This window comes from Acidithiobacillus ferrooxidans ATCC 23270, assembly GCF_000021485.1.
In the GTDB taxonomy this organism is placed as follows: Bacteria; Pseudomonadota; Gammaproteobacteria; order Acidithiobacillales; family Acidithiobacillaceae; genus Acidithiobacillus; species Acidithiobacillus ferrooxidans.
Map to the genome: position 1 here is coordinate 2,590,969 of NC_011761.1, position 17,801 is coordinate 2,608,769.

At 59.7% G+C, this 17,801-nt stretch carries 17 protein-coding genes and 1 riboswitch; of the genes, 12 read left to right on the top strand and 5 right to left on the bottom strand.

Annotated elements, in window-relative coordinates; translation table 11 throughout:
* The first annotated feature begins 65 nt into the window (after positions 1-65).
* The 6 genes from AFE_RS13350 to AFE_RS13375 all read left to right on the top strand — a co-directional run bounded on the left by AFE_RS13350 (position 66) and on the right by AFE_RS13375 (position 6,755).
* Positions 66-1,370 (top strand): YeaH/YhbH family protein, encoded by a 1,305-nt coding sequence (locus AFE_RS13350; RefSeq protein WP_012537470.1) that lies wholly within the window; start codon positions 66-68, stop codon positions 1,368-1,370.
* A complete protein-coding gene (locus AFE_RS13355; RefSeq protein WP_009561017.1) occupies positions 1,363-2,838 on the top strand; it encodes a SpoVR family protein in 1,476 nt (491 codons plus the stop codon). Before AFE_RS13350 ends, AFE_RS13355 begins: the two co-directional genes overlap by 8 nt.
* A gap of 181 nt (positions 2,839-3,019) precedes the next feature.
* Positions 3,020-4,192: a porin gene (locus AFE_RS13360; protein WP_012537471.1), complete on the top strand. Its 1,173-nt coding sequence runs from the start codon at positions 3,020-3,022 to the stop codon at positions 4,190-4,192.
* Between the two features lie 53 nt (positions 4,193-4,245).
* Positions 4,246-4,584: a P-II family nitrogen regulator gene (gene glnK / locus AFE_RS13365; RefSeq protein ID WP_009567505.1), complete on the top strand. Its 339-nt coding sequence runs from the start codon at positions 4,246-4,248 to the stop codon at positions 4,582-4,584.
* Between the two features lie 54 nt (positions 4,585-4,638).
* Positions 4,639-5,943 carry an ammonium transporter gene (locus AFE_RS13370; RefSeq protein ID WP_012537472.1) on the top strand — a complete coding sequence of 435 codons (1,305 nt, stop codon included), beginning with the start codon at positions 4,639-4,641 and terminating at the stop codon, positions 5,941-5,943.
* Between the two features lie 98 nt (positions 5,944-6,041).
* Positions 6,042-6,755 (top strand): type 1 glutamine amidotransferase, encoded by a 714-nt coding sequence (locus AFE_RS13375; protein WP_012537473.1) that lies wholly within the window; start codon positions 6,042-6,044, stop codon positions 6,753-6,755.
* Positions 6,756-6,759: 4 nt separating this feature from the next.
* Here the strand turns inward: AFE_RS13375 and AFE_RS13380 are convergent, their stop codons facing one another.
* Positions 6,760-7,146: a hypothetical protein gene (locus AFE_RS13380; RefSeq protein WP_012537474.1), complete on the bottom strand. Its 387-nt coding sequence runs from the start codon at positions 7,144-7,146 to the stop codon at positions 6,760-6,762.
* A gap of 247 nt (positions 7,147-7,393) precedes the next feature.
* Here AFE_RS13380 and AFE_RS13385 point away from each other — a divergent pair, with 247 nt between their 5' ends.
* Entirely contained in the window at positions 7,394-7,765 is a 372-nt protein-coding gene (locus AFE_RS13385; RefSeq protein ID WP_012537475.1) for a glycine zipper domain-containing protein, read from the top strand.
* A 317-nt stretch (positions 7,766-8,082) separates the two neighbouring features.
* On the top strand, positions 8,083-9,168 hold the full coding sequence (locus tag AFE_RS13390; protein ID WP_012537476.1) for a septal ring lytic transglycosylase RlpA family protein: 1,086 nt from the start codon (positions 8,083-8,085) through the stop codon (positions 9,166-9,168).
* On the opposite strand, the gene AFE_RS13395 is transcribed toward AFE_RS13390, so the two are convergent.
* From AFE_RS13395 to pgi, 4 genes are all read right to left on the bottom strand, one after another.
* Entirely contained in the window at positions 9,149-9,457 is a 309-nt protein-coding gene (locus AFE_RS13395; RefSeq protein WP_009568061.1) for a superinfection immunity protein, read from the bottom strand. The genes AFE_RS13390 and AFE_RS13395 overlap by 20 nt on opposite strands.
* Complete coding sequence (kch, locus tag AFE_RS13400) at positions 9,454-10,701, bottom strand: voltage-gated potassium channel protein (RefSeq protein ID WP_180830455.1); 1,248 nt, start codon at positions 10,699-10,701, stop codon at positions 9,454-9,456. The genes AFE_RS13395 and kch overlap by 4 nt, the downstream gene beginning before the upstream one ends.
* 180 nt (positions 10,702-10,881) lie before the next feature.
* The gene (locus AFE_RS13405; RefSeq protein ID WP_012607567.1) at positions 10,882-12,051 is read right to left on the bottom strand and encodes a D-alanyl-D-alanine carboxypeptidase family protein; all 1,170 of its coding nucleotides are present in this window, start codon (positions 12,049-12,051) and stop codon (positions 10,882-10,884) included.
* 111 nt (positions 12,052-12,162) lie between these two features.
* Positions 12,163-13,782 carry a glucose-6-phosphate isomerase gene (pgi, locus tag AFE_RS13410; RefSeq protein WP_009568056.1) on the bottom strand — a complete coding sequence of 540 codons (1,620 nt, stop codon included), beginning with the start codon at positions 13,780-13,782 and terminating at the stop codon, positions 12,163-12,165.
* 443 nt (positions 13,783-14,225) lie between these two features.
* Between pgi and AFE_RS13415 the strand changes: the two genes are divergently transcribed.
* From AFE_RS13415 to AFE_RS13430, 4 genes are all read left to right on the top strand, one after another.
* Entirely contained in the window at positions 14,226-15,917 is a 1,692-nt protein-coding gene (locus AFE_RS13415) for an ArnT family glycosyltransferase (protein WP_012537478.1), read from the top strand.
* Positions 15,916-15,979: riboswitch (Fluoride riboswitch) on the top strand. (Overlaps the previous gene by 2 nt.)
* A gap of 51 nt (positions 15,980-16,030) precedes the next feature.
* Positions 16,031-16,408, top strand: a complete 378-nt coding sequence (gene crcB / locus AFE_RS13420; RefSeq protein ID WP_009569543.1) for a fluoride efflux transporter CrcB — start codon at positions 16,031-16,033, stop codon at positions 16,406-16,408.
* A 10-nt stretch (positions 16,409-16,418) separates the two neighbouring features.
* Entirely contained in the window at positions 16,419-16,736 is a 318-nt protein-coding gene (locus tag AFE_RS13425) for a DUF190 domain-containing protein (RefSeq protein ID WP_009569544.1), read from the top strand.
* A 93-nt stretch (positions 16,737-16,829) separates the two neighbouring features.
* On the top strand, positions 16,830-17,708 hold the full coding sequence (locus AFE_RS13430) for a prenyltransferase/squalene oxidase repeat-containing protein (protein WP_012537479.1): 879 nt from the start codon (positions 16,830-16,832) through the stop codon (positions 17,706-17,708).
* The last annotated feature ends 93 nt before the right edge of the window (positions 17,709-17,801 follow it).

The window sequence follows — 17,801 nt, forward strand, 5'->3', positions numbered from 1 at the left end:
ACCGTAACCATTCGCCCCATTTTAGGTCATAATGAGGGTGAGGCGTCGCCACCAGGGAGTCTGCCATGAGCATGATCATCGACCGGCGCAGTTCCGGAACCCGATCCACGGCCAATCAGGACCGCCTGCAAAGACGTGTCCGCGCCCGACTCAAGGTCGCCGTCGAAAAAATGGCCCGCTCCGGCTCCATTGAGGATCTGGCCAATACCGACCAACCCGTTTCCATCCCCACCCGCGATCTCCATGAACCCAGCTTTCGCCGCGACCTCAGCGATACCTCCTGGGAGCGGGTGCTACCCGGTAACAAGGAATATCAGCGTGGCGACGAAATCAACAAGCCCGAGGGAGGCGGTTCCGGCAAGGGTCGGGCGGGGGCTCCGGACGGTCTGGGAGAAGACGAAGTCGCCATCGTCCTCTCCGCCGACGAGTTTCTGGACCTGCTCTTCGACGGACTGGCGTTACCCAATCTGCGTAAAATGGCGCAGGGGGATATCCAGGCCGATCAATGGCGGCGGGCGGGTTTCATCAAGGACGGCAGCCCCTCCCGCATGCACGTCGGCCGCACCATGCGTGCCGCCCGTGCCCGCCGGCTGGCCTTGCGTGCCGGAAAACGCCGGGAATTGCAGGATCTGCTGGATGCTCGCAACGTCCTGCAGGAGGAGATTCAAGGCCGTCTGGCACAGAAGCAGGATGTCTCCGTAGAGCAGGAGCGTCTCAGTGAACTGAATCATCAGATCGACGCGTTGGAGCGCAAAATCAAAGCGATTCCATTCATCGACGAGGCCGACCTGCGCTTCGCCCATATCGACCAGCAACCCCACCCCATTACCAACGCGGTGATGTTCTGCGTCATGGACGTTTCGGGCAGTATGGGTGAAAAGGAAAAGGACCTGGCCAAGCGCTTCTTTCTGCTGCTGTATCTGTTCCTGCACCGGCACTATCAGGCCGTGCAGATGGTGTTCATCAAGCACCACAGCACCGCCTCGGAGTGCAGCGAACAGGCCTTTTTCGGCGCCCGCGAGGGAGGTGGGACGCTGGTCTCTCCGGCCATCATCCTGAGTGAAGAAATCATGCGACAACGCTTCCCCCCGGATCGATGGAATGTCTACCTGGCACAGGTGTCCGACGGTGACAATTATTTTGCCGACAACGCCGTGGTGGAAGAGCACCTTCTGAACCTGCTGCCGCGCCTGCGCAACCTCTTCTATCTGGAGGTCAACCGGGACAGCGAGAGTGATCTTCTGCGACTCTACGATGCCATTGCCCAGGACTTCCCGGAGCTGGTCACCGCCCGCGCCAGCGAGCGCGAGGATATCTACCCGATGTTCCGGACACTCTTTGCCACTGAGGAGACGCCAAGCCATGTCTAGGTTCCTCTTTACCGACAACGACTGGACCTTCGCGCGGATCGATGCGGTCACCGAAGAAATTGCGGCCATCGCCGCAGATGAACTTCAGCTCGACACCTATCCCAACCAGTTGGAGATCATCAGCGCCGAGCAGATGCTCGATGCCTATGCCTCCATCGGGCTTCCGGTTTATTACGCCCACTGGTCTTTCGGCAAGCAACGTGCCATCGAGTCCGGGCAGTACCGTCGCGGCGAAATGGGTCTGGCGTATGAACTGGTGATCAACAGCAATCCCTGCATCAGCTACCTCATGGAAGAAAACACCATGACCATGCAGACTCTGGTGATCGCCCATGCGGCTTATGGGCATAACGCCTTTTTCAAGAACAACGTCTTTTTCCGGCAATGGACGGATGCGGAGGGCATTCTGGATTATCTGGCGTTCGCCCAGCGCTACATCGCCCGCTGCGAGGAACGCTATGGGATCGAGGCGGTAACCGACATATTGGATGCAGCCCATGCCATCAGCCGCAATGGCGTGGATCGCGCCCGCCGCCCGCGCCAGCTCTCGGCCCGCGAGGAAGAGCAACGCCGCGAAGAACGTGAACGCTACCTGCAGCAGCAGCTCTTGGAAATATGGCGCACCCTGCCTCCGCATGACACCAGCCAGCCCGTTGATTCCAACGTATTCCCGCCAGCCCCCCAGGAAAACCTGCTCTATTTCATCGAAAAAAACGCCCCACACCTGGAGGGCTGGAAGCGGGAAATACTGCGTATCGTGCGCAAGATCGCCCAGTATCTCTATCCCCAGGGACAGACCAAGATCATGAACGAGGGCTTCGCGTGCTTCGTGCATTACCATATCCTGCACAGCCTGCATGCCCGGGGGCTGATTACCGACGGCACCCTGCTGGAGTTTTACGCCAGCCACACCGCCGTCACCTTCCAGCCGGACTTCGATGATCCGCGCTACAGCGGAATCAACCCCTATGCCCTGGGTTTTGCCGTGTTCCAGGACATCAAGCGGATTTGTCTCGCGCCCACGGACGAAGACCGCCGCTGGTTTTCCTTTGCCGGAGACCCCGACTGGCGCAAGCAGATTCACTTCGCCATGCGCGAATTCCGTGACGAAAGCTTCGTCCTGCAATACCTCTCGCCCAAGGTCATGCGCAACCTGCACCTCTTTGCCCTGAGCAACGACCCAGACGCTACGACATACCGGGTCAGCGCCATCCATGATGACTCGGGCTACCAGTATCTGCGCCAGGCTTTTGCCCGACAAATCGCGGAAAGCGCCCGCCCGCCGGACATTCAGATCGTGTCCGTGGATCGCTGGGGGGACCGTCATCTGCGTCTACGGCAGATGGATTCTCAGCCCCTCGATCAGGATGAAGCCCAAAAGACCCTCCATTTGATTCACACCCTCTGGGGGTATGATGTTCATCTGGACATGGAAGAGCTTTCCCTGAGCGAATCCGGCGCACCCTGAAGATCCGACTCCGACAACCCCAAAGGTTGCACCATAATAGTGCGTGGCGCATTGAACTGGTGCACCAAATGCGGTCACTTCCATGCCATTTTCCAAAAAACGTTAAGTTATAGCCTGTTATAAGTTGGCACCAAGTTTGCTAGAAGCTCCCTGTAATTTCACACAAATGGGAGCAGCAAACATGAAGAGTTCCAAAAGGAGTTATGGTCATAAAATCATTCCGCTGACTGTACTCGCCCTATCGCCGCTGGCGATCGGGACTGGTCATGCATCACCTCTGGCATTGCCCAGCCCCCTGACCTTCCAGGCCGGCCCTTTGGGCACGCTGAACGTGCAGGGCGTGGCCAGCGGCTACGCCGTCTGGCAGGACAACAAGTTCGCAGGATCAGGCAATCCCGGCAACAAATCTGCGTCCGCCGACATCAGCAACGGTCAGGTGATCATCCAGAAGAACTCCGGTCTGGTGCAGTTCTATCTGCAGGCAGGGGCCTATAACGTCATGAGCCTCGGGTCCAATTTTGTCTCCACCGGCACCTTCACCCAGAACACCTTCGGTGCCCTGCCCGTCGGTTATCTCGAAATTGCCCCCACCGATAACTTCAATGTCCAGATCGGCAAACTCCCGACCCTGATCGGCGCGGAATACACCTTCAGCTACCAGAACTGGAACATTGAGCGCGGCCTGCTCTGGGGCCAGGAGAATGCCGTCAACAAGGGCATCCAGGCCAATTACACCATGGGGCCGGTCACCGCCTCGGTATCCTGGAATGACGGCTTCTACTCGAATCGCTTCAACTGGATGACCGGCATGTTGACCTGGGCGATCAACAAACAGAACAGCGTGTTCTTCCAAGGTGGCGGGAATCTGGGACAGACCGATTATGCCTACTCCTCCATCGCCACTACACCGCTGCAGAATAACGAAAGCATCTTCGACGTGGGTTACACCTACACGGGCGCAAACCTCGTCGTTACGCCCTACGTGCAGTATACCAGCGTACCGGCCAGCGCCATTCAGGCGCTGGGTGCCGGCACCAGAAAGACCAGCACCCTCGGGGCCGCCATTCTTGCCGATTACAGCCTGACGGACAAAATATCCATCGCCGGGCGGGTGGAATACATCAGCAACTCCGGCAACCCCAACGATGGCGCCGCCAACCTCACCGGCTTCGGCCCCGGTTCCCATGCCTGGTCGCTGACCGTGACACCGACTTACCAGGACGGCGGCTTTTTCGCTCGGGCTGAGCTTTCTTATGTTACCGCGTCCATGCAGAGCGGCACTGGTTTCTCGGGTAGCAACAGCCTCGCCCAGAACCAACTCCGGGGCATGGTCGAAACCGGCTTCATGTTCTAACCCCCGGGGTCGTTGCCCCCGCGATGTTCCAACCCTGCGCAAGAGGTGTCGTCATGAAATTGATTACTGCCATAGTTAAGCCCTTCAAGCTCGATGATGTCCGTGAGGCATTGTCGGCAGTCGGGATCCAGGGCCTCACGGTCACCGAAGTCAAAGGCTTCGGTCGCCAGAAAGGTCATACCGAACTCTACCGCGGCGCGGAATACGTGGTGGATTTTCTCCCCAAGGTCAAAATCGAGGCGGTAATCAGCGATGACGCCGTCGACCAGGCCGTTGAAGCCATCGAAAAAGGTGCCCGCACCGGCAAGATTGGTGACGGTAAAATCTTCGTCTCCGAAGTGCTGGAGACCATCCGTATTCGCACCGGAGAATCCGGTAATGATGCACTGTAATCACCTATAACCGTTTTACAACCGCTCCGAATCCTTATAGGGAGGAATTTCTTCATGTCAGTAGCTTGGCTTAATACCGGCGACAATGCGTGGCAGCTTACCGCAGCGACTGTCGTTGGCTTGCAGAGTGTTCCCGGGCTCGTCGTCCTGTACGCGGGCATCGTCAAGAAGAAGTGGGCCGTCAACTCCGCTTTTATGGCCTTTTACGCCTTTGCCGCAGTACTGATCGCATGGGTCCTCTGGGCTTATAACATGGGCTTCGGCAATCAATGGTTCCCTTTCGTCGGTACGCCGCATCCCATCATCAGTATGCAGGATGAGCTCAAACAGGCCCTGATTCCGGCCTCCAACACCAGCGCCGCCTTTCCCATGTCCACCATGGTATATTTCCAGTTTGTCTTTGCCGCCATTACTCTGGTGATTATGGCCGGCGCCGTATTGGGACGGATGAGCTTCAGGGCATGGATGATTTTCGTTCCCTTATGGCTCACCTTCTCCTATACCGTTGGTGCCTTCAGTTTGTGGGGTGGCGGTTTCCTCTCCAGCCTCGGCGTCATTGATTACTCCGGTGGTTATGTCATTCATCTCTCCGCAGGTGTCGCGGGCTTTGTGGCGGCCGCGGTGATTGGACCACGCCTCGCGCGTGACCGCGAAAACTTCCAGCCCAACAACGTACTGCTGATGTTGGTCGGTGCCGGTATCCTCTGGCTCGGCTGGAACGGTTTCAACGGTGGTGATCCCTACGCCGCCAGCCGCGATGCGGGTGCGGCGGTACTGAACACCAATATCGCCACGGCGGTCAGTGTCATTGTCTGGACCATCATGGACATCTTCTACTTCAAGAAGCCATCTGTCATTGGTGCCGTGCAGGGCATGATCACCGGGCTGGTGGCTATCACCCCGGCGGCGGGCGTGGTCGATGGCTGGGGTGCGATTGCCATCGGCATCAGCTCCGGCGTCATCCCCTGGCTCAGCATGAACCTGCTTGGCAAAACCGCACTGTTCCGCAAGGTGGATGATACCCTGGGGGTCTTCCATACCCATGCCGTGGCGGGTCTCCTCGGTGGTGTGATGACCGGTTTACTGGCAACCAAGGCGGGTTGTGCAGCCTTCAGCCTGAGCACTCCGGGCGGCGCCATCGAGGGCAACTGGCATCAGGTCTGGCTACAACTCGTCGGTGCGGCATTCATCATCGTGCTGAACATCGTAGTGACGTACATTCTGCTCAAGCTCATCAGCCTGGTCGTGCCTCTGCGCATGTCGGAAGAAGAACTGCTGATCGGCGACGATGCGGTGCATGGCGAGGAAGCCTACGCCTTCTTCGGTGACGGCGAACGCCGGCCGGTGACTGGTGACTGAACGCAACCACCCAACACCCCTACGGTCATACAACACGGCGGGCAACCGCCGTGTTGTATGTCATCATGGCATACCGGCATCACTGAAGGGCCTGCATCATGACCAAGATTCTTGTTTTACAGCATCATCCGGAAGAAGGGCTGGGAAGCCTGCACAATATTCTTGCGGCAGAGGGGCATCAAACGGACGTACACCGCCTCGATCTGGGCGTGCCGGCTCCCGATGACCTGGCCGACTATGGCGCCTTGATCATCATGGGTGGACCCATGAGCGTCCACGATACGGACCGGTACCCGTGGCTGCTCACCGAGCAACGAATCATTCGTCGGGCAGTGGTCGAAGAACTCCCCGTCCTGGGACACTGCCTCGGCGGGCAACTGATTGCCCAAGCGATGGGCGGCGAGGTGACCCCTAATCCGGATGGCCCGGAGATCGGCTGGTGGCCCGTCACCAAGACCCCCGAAGCAATGGGCAGCACCTGGTTCACGGAGCTTCCCGACACGTTTACGCTCTTTCACTGGCACGGCGAAACCTTTTCCCTGCCATCCGGTGCAGTGCCCCTGCTTTCCAGCGACCTCTGCGCCCAGCAGGCCTTTGCCATCGGCAAGCACTGCCTGGCGCTTCAAGGCCACCCGGAAGTCACCCCCACCACGGTGCAAGCCTGGACCGAAAGCATGGCGGATGACTTGCAACAAGCCGGTGCGGGCGTACAGAGCCGCCAGACCATTCACGACCATCTGGAGCGCCGATGTGAAGCATTGCTGGCCAGCGCTGCGGCCATCTACCGCCCGTGGTTGGAGCAGTTGCGCTGACCGTTCAGGGCCGCGCAATGGCCTGCCCTACATACTGGCCCATCCAGTGCTCGATCTCTTCCACCTCACGGAGGTGCCCATACAGACCGATACGTGCCGAGAATTTTGTCACCGCAGCACCCTTGGTTTGCAGGGTGATCAGGATGGCATTACCCTCTGGATCGTAGCCATGCACTTCTACGGTATCGGGACTGATCTGTTTGGATCCGGTAAACCGCATCCCCGCCTGGGGCAGTGCCTTCTCCGCCGCTGCCGTGACGACGCTGAGAGATGCCGGGTAAAAAGTATAGTACGGTACGGGGTTGACTTGCGGAGCCCAGCTGGCGGTGCAGCCACTCAACCCAAGAGCCAGCACCAAAGAAGCTACTGCAAGGCGTAAGGATAAGGTCATAGCATTCTCCATAGCGAAATTATGAGGCTGGTCCGGGGTGAACCTGGCTTTCCCATTATACGGCAAAAGACCGCGCAGGGGATTCCTTCGGGAAGGGACTCACCATGACGGCGCCCCGCCCCCGGAGCAGGCATCGCGACCGGCTGGGCCGTGGGGGTGTACCCCATTCACCACACTGGCATACCTGTGGGATTTTGCTTCATAATGAGACGTAACTGGCTCAAAACGATATGAGGAGATGATGACCATGAACACTGCACGCTGGTTAATGATTGCTGCACTGCCCCTGACGCTTGCGGGCTGCGCGAATAATCCCTACGCCACCAACGGCACTACGGCCAACACGGCGGGCGGTTCCCTGCTCGGCGCCGTCGCGGGCGCGGTCATCGGGAATCAAACCGGCTCGCCGCTGGCTGGTGCCGCCATCGGTGCCGGGCTGGGCGGACTCGCCGGTTACGGCCTCTCACACAGCCAGCAGCAGCCGGCGCCACAACCCGGCTATTATGCCGCGCCACAAGGTAACGTACCTTGCCCCTCCGGCTATGTGTGTACGCCAACGGCCCCGCAATACCAGCAGCCACCCGCCTGCCCGCCAGGATATACCTGCTCCCCGCAATAAGCGGAACCCAGAGAGGGTAGTCCGTCCCTCCGGCACCCCGCTGCAACCCATGCAGGGGAGACTGGAGGGACGGTGCGCTCCGGCGTGCCGGAGTCGCGCCGGCAATCTCCACGATAAAACCGATATGGCCCATAGCGGTAGAAGTCCCGGCAGTACAGACTCGTTGGCTGGCATTTCTAGCCTACAGCTTGAGGATAAACATCCAACCCCTAGCCTTGCTTGAACTTTTCAAATACTATGGCCTAAAATGCAGGGGTATTTCCAGACGGAGACCGCGCATCGGCAAACGTCCAGAACGGTTCCGACCAGGGGGAGACATGCGCGTACGGTTTCATCTGCGGCTTTTGAGGCTGGGGGCTTTTGGCCTTGGTGCCGCGGCATTAGCGGGTTGTGCGAGCATGCCTGATCATGTTGCGGGCCAGCCGCGCAATAGCTACGGTTCGGCCATGGCGGGCTCGGGATATTCCACCGGACAGGACTGCTTTGCCACCACGCCTGACCTGAATGCCGCCTACAACCAGCCTTACGAAATCAACGGTCGCTGGTACCATCCGCTGCGCGGTGACGCGGATTTCTCTGAAAATGGCATCGCCTCCTGGTACGACCGGCAGTCGTCCAGCGACGTGACCGCCATGGGTACCGCCTTCCACGCCCGGCAAATGACTGCCGCGAGCCGGACATTGCCACTACCTTCATGCGTGCGCGTCACCAACCTGAAGAACGGGCGCAGCATCGTCGTCCTGGTGAATGATCGCGGCCCCTTCGTGAGCGGCCGTATCATGGATATGTCCTATGGTGCCGCCAGCCGGTTGGGCATGCTCAGCCGAGGCACGACACCGGTACATATTCAGGTGATTCCCAGCAGTCCGGCACCTGGCGCACCGTTGCCCAGGGTACTGCCCGTGGTCCAACGCACCGTGCCCGGAACGGTACCCGCACCGGTCCCGCAAGCACCGGCGGCGATACCGATACCCGCCTATACCGCTCCCTCCACTGCCCATGCCAATGCCAGGCTGACGGCGGTTGTGGACGATACGTTTGCCAGCGGTCCGGTTCGCGCCATGCCTGCCGCCGCCCGCACGGTCCCGCCCGCTCACCTTCCACCACATAGGGAGACCACCGCCCATACTTTGGGACAGTGGCGGCAGGCACCGCGATCTGAGCAAATCTATCTGGAAACAGCAAGCCCCATGCATCTGCAGACCGCGGTTCGTGAGCGCAGCAAACTGCAGGATTTCGGCATAAGCACCGCGCAGATGGTGCCGGTACCCTCCACGACCGCGGGCGGGCTGTATAAGATCAAGATCGGTCCCATGGCCCCCACCGCCGCCCCGGAGGACTACGCGGCCAGCCTGCGACGCCTGCGCCTCGGGACCTTTGTGGTCAGCGAGCAGGAGGGTTAAAGGCGTCGGCGCCCAGCCTGCGCAGGGGTGGTTCCCTCCGTTCGCCGAGAATGGCCCAGACAATCAGAGCAATCCAGGCGATGCCCGACCAGCCGAGTACGATGTTCAATATCAGCACCCATAGAAAATGCTCGTGGTGGCGTGCGGCGGCGATGATGCTGGGGATAAAATAGATCAACAGACCGAGTATGGCAGCCAGCAACCATACCACCATGTGCAAAAACAGCGCCGCAACGCCCAGTGCAATCAAGGCAAATATGGCAATGCTTATGGCGATCAACGCGCTCAAATCTCAGCTCCTTCCGCCTTCGCGGTAAACAATTTATGGATAATGACATCTCCTGCCAGATTCTCACCGCTCAGGGCCAGCGCCAGCAGTTCCCCGCCCAACACTTCCGGAGAGATGATGAGGTCGACCCCGATCTGTCGCAGACGTTCCAGATGCTTGGCGTTCTGAACCGCCGCCACGGTTTTCCCGGAAACACCCAACTCTCTCGCCGCGAGAATGATAAAGGCATTTTCACTGTCATTCGCCCGCAATGCGAGCACTCCCAGGGCATACTGGGCTCCCGCCCTACGCAATACATCCAGGTCCGTTGCATCACCGATCATGAGATCTTCCGTGGCCATCCAGAGTCGCTCCGGGTGCACGGGCACCAGCACCAGTGCCGACAAATGCCTGGCGCGCAGCGCGCGGTAGGTATTCTGGGCCAGTGCGTTATCCCCGATGATCAGATAGTGACTACGGTGACTGCGCCGCTTCTCTCCCATGAGCAGACGCTGCATCCTGCCGTTTACCAGCGGTACCACAACCGCGGAAATAGAGGTTGCGAAAACGGTGATGCCCAGGATGATGATGGAGATGACAAAAATCCGGGCGTCTTCGCTTTTCGGCACGATATCTCCATACCCGACGGTGGACATGGTAACCACGGAGAAATACAGGGCATTCACCAGATTCATGATGGGCGGCGAAAAGCCCGCGCCCAGCACGTAACTGCCCAGCACCGCGTAACTCATCAGCAGCAAAATGGATATCGCCGCAAACAGGGTTCCCGCAGCCACGCTCGTATGCGCAAAATGGCGCCGGAACACCAGCAGAGCCATCAGAATCGCCGCATTGTAGGCAACGACGCCACTCCACACAAAACCGTAGTGGTGCAGCAACATGGCCAGCATCGCGGCCGCCAGCATCAGAGTAATGGCCCAGGAGAAGCGGGAGCGGAACAACAACCCGATGGCCATCAGCAACAGGACGATACCGACAATCGCCTCGGGTACCGTGCCCAGTGCCGACAAGAGCGGGGCCTGGGTCAGGCTGGCGGAGGGGGCAAGGCCTGCAAGCTCCGGAAAGATCCGGGTCAGGCGCGGCAATGCATTCAGGATCGCCAGCCCCCCCAACAGCCCAACGGCCAGCGCCATCGGAATCTGTGGAAACCAGACATCCAGATTCAATACCACACGCGCCTTGGCCACGAAGCGAAAAAACCGCTGTCGCAGTGACCATCTCATCACATCGGGGATTCTGATCATGGACAGACCCTTACTTTCGGAGGCCGGACACTTCTCAGCCCAAACATCGTCCGTACGGAACTGTAGCATTTGCGGATCGCTGCAGCGACCTATGGCTGGCGCAGCGCCCTGTGCATGCCGGCGCGACGAACCGTCAGCTTTTGATTTCCAGGGGTGTGGACACGCCCGACAGCACGGAGATCACAGCCAGGATTCTCCTTCGTGTAACAGGCGGGTGAACCATCCCGCCGGCTGCACGTCGCTCCGTGCAACCACCGGCACACTCTGCAGGATACGGCCGTGCCAACGGACAGACAGGGTACCGATGGGTGCACCGGCGCGAATCGGCGCCTTGAGACCGGCGGCGGGAATAAACCGCGTGTTCAGCCTGACACCCTGTTGCTGTTTGGGTTCAGACACCACGACGGCGCGGGTGGTCACCCCCTCCACCACTTCCGGACTCCAGTCCACATGACGGATTTGCGCGACCACCTGTCCGGCCTTATACAACGGAAGATTCTGCCAGCCGTTCCAGCCGTAATCCAGCAGCGCGCTCGCATCACTGCCCGCCGCACTGCGTGAAGGCGCCCCCAGCACGACGGCCACCAGGGTGCGTCCGCCGCGGGTCGCGCTGACATCCAGATTCCAACTGTTCTTTGCCGCCAGGCCGACACCCAGACCATTGATGTTTTCCTGACCGGCAAGCGGGTTGTAGTTGTACTGGGTGATATGGTTGTAAGTGTAAGAGACCTTCCCCGCCACCTGTAACACGTGCGGATACGCCTGGATCAAGCGTTTCGAGAGTCGCGCGATGTCCAGCGCTGTACTCGTCTGGCCCGGCTGGGGCAAGCCATCGGGGTTGGTAAAGTGGGTGTGTTGCAGCCCCATCGCCGCCGCATCATGATTCATCAGATCGACGAAACCACCGACGCTGCCGGCCACCGTTTGAGCGATGGCGACAGCCGCATCATTCCCCCCGTCAATCAACAGGCCATGCTCCAGTTGGGTCATGGTCACCGGCAGGTGGGGTTGAATAAACATGCGCGAACCCTGCGCATGCCAGGCCTCGTTGGAGACATGAACCGGCCGCTGCGGCGGCACCAGTCCCTGCTTTTCCGCCTGATACATGACGTAGGCCGTCATCAACTTGACCAGCCCGGAAGGGTTGAGGGGTTTTTCGGCGTTCTCCGCCACCAGTACCTGACCGCTGTTCACATCCAGGAGGACCGCGCCCTGTATGCCCGTCAGTTGTGGCGCCGGCATGGGTGGTGGCGGGGGCAGGGTTGGCAATGGGGGTAAATCCGGGGTCGCCGCGTTGGCACCCCCCCACACAAGCAGCGCCACGAGGGCCAGAATGTTTGGCGATTTCATTGTTTTTGGCGGTTCTTCAATCCGGCGGATAATACTGGGTTGGAAACCCCCTGACAGGGAAAAGTTCCCGGTCGGCATCGTAAATTTCCAGCAGCGGCACACCCGCCGGGATCAGCCACCCCGGCGCTGCAGATAGCGCTGCAGCAATGTGGCAGTCGAGGCATCGTGGGGATGGCGGGCCGTACTCTGCAGTTCCGCCACGATCCGCTGCGCCAACGCCTTGCCCAACTCCACGCCCCACTGATCAAACGAGTCGATACCCCAGATAACCCCCTGGGTAAAGACGCTGTGCTCGTAAAGTGCGACGAGCGCCCCCAGAGTATGGGGGTCGAGACGATCCCCCAGAAGGACGCTGCTGGGCCGGTTGCCGGGGAAAACGCGGAATGGCACCAACGCCTCGGCCACCCCTTCGGCACGCAATTCCTCCGCCGCCTTGCCAAAGGCCAGCGCCTCGGCCTGGGCGATGAGGTTAGCCATCAGCAACTCGTGCTGTTCGGCCAACGGACTGAGTGGCTGACAAAAGCCGATGAAATCACAGGGAATCAGCCGCGTACCCTGATGAATCAATTGATAGAAGGAATGCTGCCCGTCGGTGCCGGGCTCACCCCAGATAATGGCGCCCGTATCGACCGCAACCGGTTGACCATCCTCATCCACGCCCTTGCCGTTGCTTTCCATCTGCAGTTGCTGAAGATAAGCGGGGAAACGCGCCAGATCATGGGCATAGGGCAATATGGCCAGGGTCTGGGCACCCCAGAAATTGTTATACCAGAGCGCCAGCAAACCCATGAGCACCGGCAGGTTCTGCTCCAGGGGCGCCGTCTGAAAGTGGTTATCCATGGCATGGAAACCCGCCAGCATGGCGGTGAAATGCTCAACCCCCACCCCCAGCATGGTGGACAGGCCGATGGCCGAATCCATGGAATAACGCCCGCCGACCCAATCCCAGAAACCGAACATGTGTCCGGTATCCATCCCGAAGGCCTCGACAGCTTCGACATTGGTGGATACGGCGACGAAGTGCCGGGCCACGGCCGCCTCGCCCAAGGCCGAGGTAACCCAATGGCGGGCCTGTTGGGCGTTGGTCATGGTCTCCAGGGTGGTGAAGGTTTTGGAAGAGACGATGAACAAGGTTTCGGCAGGGTCCAGATGCGCCGTAACGTCGGTAAAAGTCGCGCCATCCACATTGGCGATGAAACCCAGCTCCATGCCGGGGTGACGATACGGGCGCAGAGCCTTCCAGGCCATTTCCGGCCCCAGGTAGGAGCCGCCAATCCCAATATTGATGATCTTGCGAATGGGCTGACCGGTCGCCCCTCGCCAGGTGCCATCGTGGATGGATCGGGTGAAGGCGGCCATGTGGTCCAGTACCTTATGGACTTCTGGCACCACATCCACCCCCGCCGTGCGCATGACATGGCCTTTGGGTGCGCGCAGAGCCACATGAAAAGCCGCCCGCCCCTCCGTGCGATTGATCCGTTCACCCGCGAACATCGCCGCACGGCGTTCTTCCAGGTGCCGCGCCCGCGCCAGGGTGATCAGCAGACGCAAGGTCTCCGGGTTGATGAGGTGTTTGGAATAATCGAGATAAAGGCCGCAGGCCTCGGCGGAAAAATTCCGGGCGCGCTGCGGGTCGTCCTGAAAGAGCTGACGCAGGGTCACGCCCTCCCAACTTTGCCGATGCTGCTGTAAATCCCGCCAGACGGATGAGGTATTCAAGGGTGCGGACACGAAAAAACTCCTTGCGCAAAACGGGACGGACGCGGAATGGTACTGACCCAAGAGTAGGCAAGGCGCGTCTCCACTGCAAGGGCAACGGTTTTGCACCGAAAAAATTCGCAGCATCATAGCGTTCAGGCAATGGCTTCGTGCCGTATACCGCCTTCGCCTGCGGGTCTGCGCCGATATTTCCCGTCCCGTCCAATTTCACCAGCTTATATTAATATTCATTTTTTATGATTTAATGTGTGAGAAAATTTGGCTACTTGGCAGATCAGCCCGTTTTTGCGCGTTTTTTGAAAAACCGGCTGAGCAGCTTATACTGCGGGTCTTTGTTGATCCGGAACCTCTATTCGCCTTGATTGTTGCCTCACTACCCGCCGTTTCGCGCGATAGCCCGTCCTGGTTTTCCGAGTCGCCGCCTGACGCCCGTGTAACTCCTCGGGGAGCTGCCCATGTTCTCCCGGAGTAGTGCCGTCGGACGAGTCTTCGGACTCAAGGCATCCGCGGTTTTTTTGCTGGCGCTGCTGTTTTTCGGCTGGGACGTGGGCAATACCAGTCTGTGGAACATCGATGAGCCCATCTATGCGCAATCCCTGAAAGAACAGATCGCCCAGCACAATCTGGTGGTACCGACCTTCAACGCACGGCTGATGCCTGACAAGCCGGCGCTGAACTACTGGCTGATGTGGACCGGCGTCAAAATGCTGGGAATGAACTCCTGGGGTTTACGAATGGGTTCCGCCGTTGCCGGCGCCCTGCTGGTTCTGTATCTGATCATCGGATTGCGGCGTCTGTATGGTGAAAACATCGCACTGATCAGCGGGCTGATGACCGCCACGGCACTGCACAGCACCGTGATTTTCCGCAGCGCCACCCCTGATCCGCTGCTGATCCTGACGGTGACGATCGCCCTGCTGAGCTACCTGCGCGGTTATCTGTTCCCGGACATACGCAGCCGCGAAATCCTCATCGCCTATGCCGCCATGGCCCTCGCCACGCTGGACAAAGGCCCCATTGGATTTCTCTTGCCCGGCCTGATCATCGTCCTGTTTTTGCTGCTGCGCCGGGAACTGTCCTTTCTCTGGCGGGAAGGCCGACTGACCTGGGGAGTACCGATCTTTCTGATCATCGCCCTGCCCTGGTATCTTGCCGTCGGCGTCGAAACCCACTGGGCCTGGGATCGCGCTTTCGTCTTCAAGCAGAACATCGGCCGCTTCAGTGACAGCATGCAGGGGCACCGTGGGCCTTGGGTCTATTATCTCATCAGCACCTTCCTCGGGATGCTGCCCTGGTCGATTTTTTTACCCCAGGTTTTCCGTGATGTATGGCTTTCCCGGCGGCAATTTTTGCGCAGCCATCCGAAGACATTGTTCCTGCTGGTCTGGGCGGCAGCGTGGATCGGCTTTTTCACCCTCTCCGCTACCAAACTCCCCAATTACGTCTGGGAAGCCTATCCGCCGCTCTTCATTCTGCTGGCCGCCTATTTCGAGAAAATCCGGGCGGGTACCACTCGTCCTGCGCGCCGGGGTTTGATCCTGTCGGCCGGAGTGCTGTTCCTGATCGGACTGGCCATGAGCCTTTTTGCGGGCTTGGTCCTACCGCTACGCGAGCCGCACCTGCCGGACATGGTGGAGATCGGCCTGCCTTATCTGCTGGCTGCGGCCGGCGCCGGCGCCCTGCTCTGGCACCGGCGCTGGGTGCCGGCATGGGCGACTTTGGGCGTCGGCGGCATGGCGCTGACTGCCTTGCTGGTCTTTGTCATCACCCCGTCCTTGAATGGGGTGAAGCCCTCCCGGGAGATGGGGCAACGTATTGCCGCCCTGCAAGGCCCGCAACCTTATCGGCTGGCGTCCTGGCAATGGTTTCAGCCGAGCTTTCTGTTTTATGCCGGGCGCGGCAACATGCCCATCCGTCATTTGCAGACCCTGACGGAATTACCGGCGGTGCTCGGTCCGGAGCCGCTCTATCTCGTCTGCCCGGAACACGCCGTCGCCGCAGTTCGCGCCGCCGTGCCCGCGGCATACCGGCAGCAGACCGTCCTGCTGCGCTACGAGATCTATAACCACGAAAATATCGCCCTGTTGCGGATCAGCCCGCGCACGAAAGGCCTTGACCATGCCATTGCGCCTTACTACCATGAATAAAACGTGTGGCGATGGAGTCCGCCCAATAACCGCCTTTATAGGCTGATGACTGCTACTGATCCCGATCGCAAGGTCGGGCGGTGGGGAGTTGGAAATCATATGAAGGGGTAGAGATGTTCGCCACTTTCGGCTTCATTGCGCTGTTCGCCGTGCTCGGCGCCTGGGCGCGTTATGGACAGACCCTGTTGGTGCAGGCGGCATTCGGCCGCGGTTTTCCCTGGGCCACCCTGAGCATCAATGTCCTGGGCTGTTTTCTCATGGGTTTTCTGTTTTTCGAGACCTTGGAACGTATTTCCGTGAGCCCGGAATTGCGCACGGGCATGCTCACCGGCGGCCTGGGTGCCTACACCACCTTTTCGACATTTTCCCTCGAAACCCTGGTGCTTTTTGAAAATGGCGAGGCCGTAAAAGGCTTGCTCTATATGTTTACATCACTGTTTCTCTGCGTCGGTGCCGCTTTTGCCGGGGCCTGGATTTCCCACAGTACCTGAGAGGTGCATCATGACGACCGTCTCTGTAGTACGCGTTTACATCAAGGAAGGCGACAAGCATGGCGGACACAATCTCATGGAGGAAATCTTCCGCATGCTCCACGACCAGTACAAGGTCCAAGGCGTTACCGCCTTTCGCGGTATCGCGGGCTTTGGCAGCAAGGGGGTGGTACATGCCGACGATGTTCTGCGCCTCAATGTGCATTTGCCGCTGGTACTGGAGTTTTTTGACGAGCCGGAGACTGTGGATGCGGTGATGCCGCACCTGCGGGAGTTGGTGCCACCGGGCCACATCCTGCGCTGGGAAGCCGATTGCGGTTGCGAATGAACCATCATCACTGCCCACTCTGTCATGCGGAAATATCCCTCGGCGCGATGGCCTGTCCGGCTTGCGGGTGGGATATCAGAGCGTTGGATGCCGATGACGGGCACGGACATGGACGATGACCAAAAACTCTGGGCACGGGCGCAAAACTATGTGCTGAGCCGTCAGTCGGCGGATAGCGGCTTTTGTTTCTACCGGGTCTGGGGCGTGGAAGAGTCCACCGCACCGGACACCTTTTATGCCGTCGCCATGCTTCGCCTCTGGGGCATGGCCATCCCCCACCGCGCCGAGTTGATCCGCTGGCTGCAATCCCTGCAGGACGATCAGGGGCGGTATTCCAGCCTGACCAATGCCAGTTTTGGCGTGCGCGCCCTGAGTCTGTTGGCCGACACCCCTCTCCGCGATCCGCGCCCTCATTTACTGAATTGGGCGACCCAGGCCACAGGCCATAAAAATGCAGCCAGCAGCGAGACGCTGCGGGACTGGCAGCGCTGCGTCCAACTGCAGCGCATGCTCGCCCCGGATGAGCCCCTGCCCGAAATCATGCGTAGCGGCGCCGAAGCGATTCTGCACGGCATGGAGGCCGCCGCCGGAGGCTTCGGCAGTCACCCCAACCTGGTCGACAGCGGCATCGCCTGGGCCTTGCAGCGGCTTCTGGGTCAGCCCCTTCGCCCGCAGGATCGAATCTTCCTGCATGCCTGCGAAGATGCCACCCTCGGCCTGCGTCTCAGCCCCGATGGCGCCAGCACCCGTCTGGAGGCCATCTTCTGGGGGATACTACAGATGGCGCATCTCCACATCGCGCCGCGGTATCCAGAGGCCGTCATGGCCTATGTGCGCGCATGCCAGCCGGTGAATGGCGGTTTCGGACGCCGCGCTGGCGCCATTGCCACCCTGGAGGGCACTTTTCATGCAGTAATGATCGCAGCGGGCTTATCCCGTAACCCGCTGTTACAGACATTGACGGGAATTTGAACGAGCGGGGATGTTCTACACTGAATTGGGGGGCAGACATTCGCACTGATGAGCAGGCATTTCTGCCGTTCGGCTTGGCTTGAAAGGACAGGA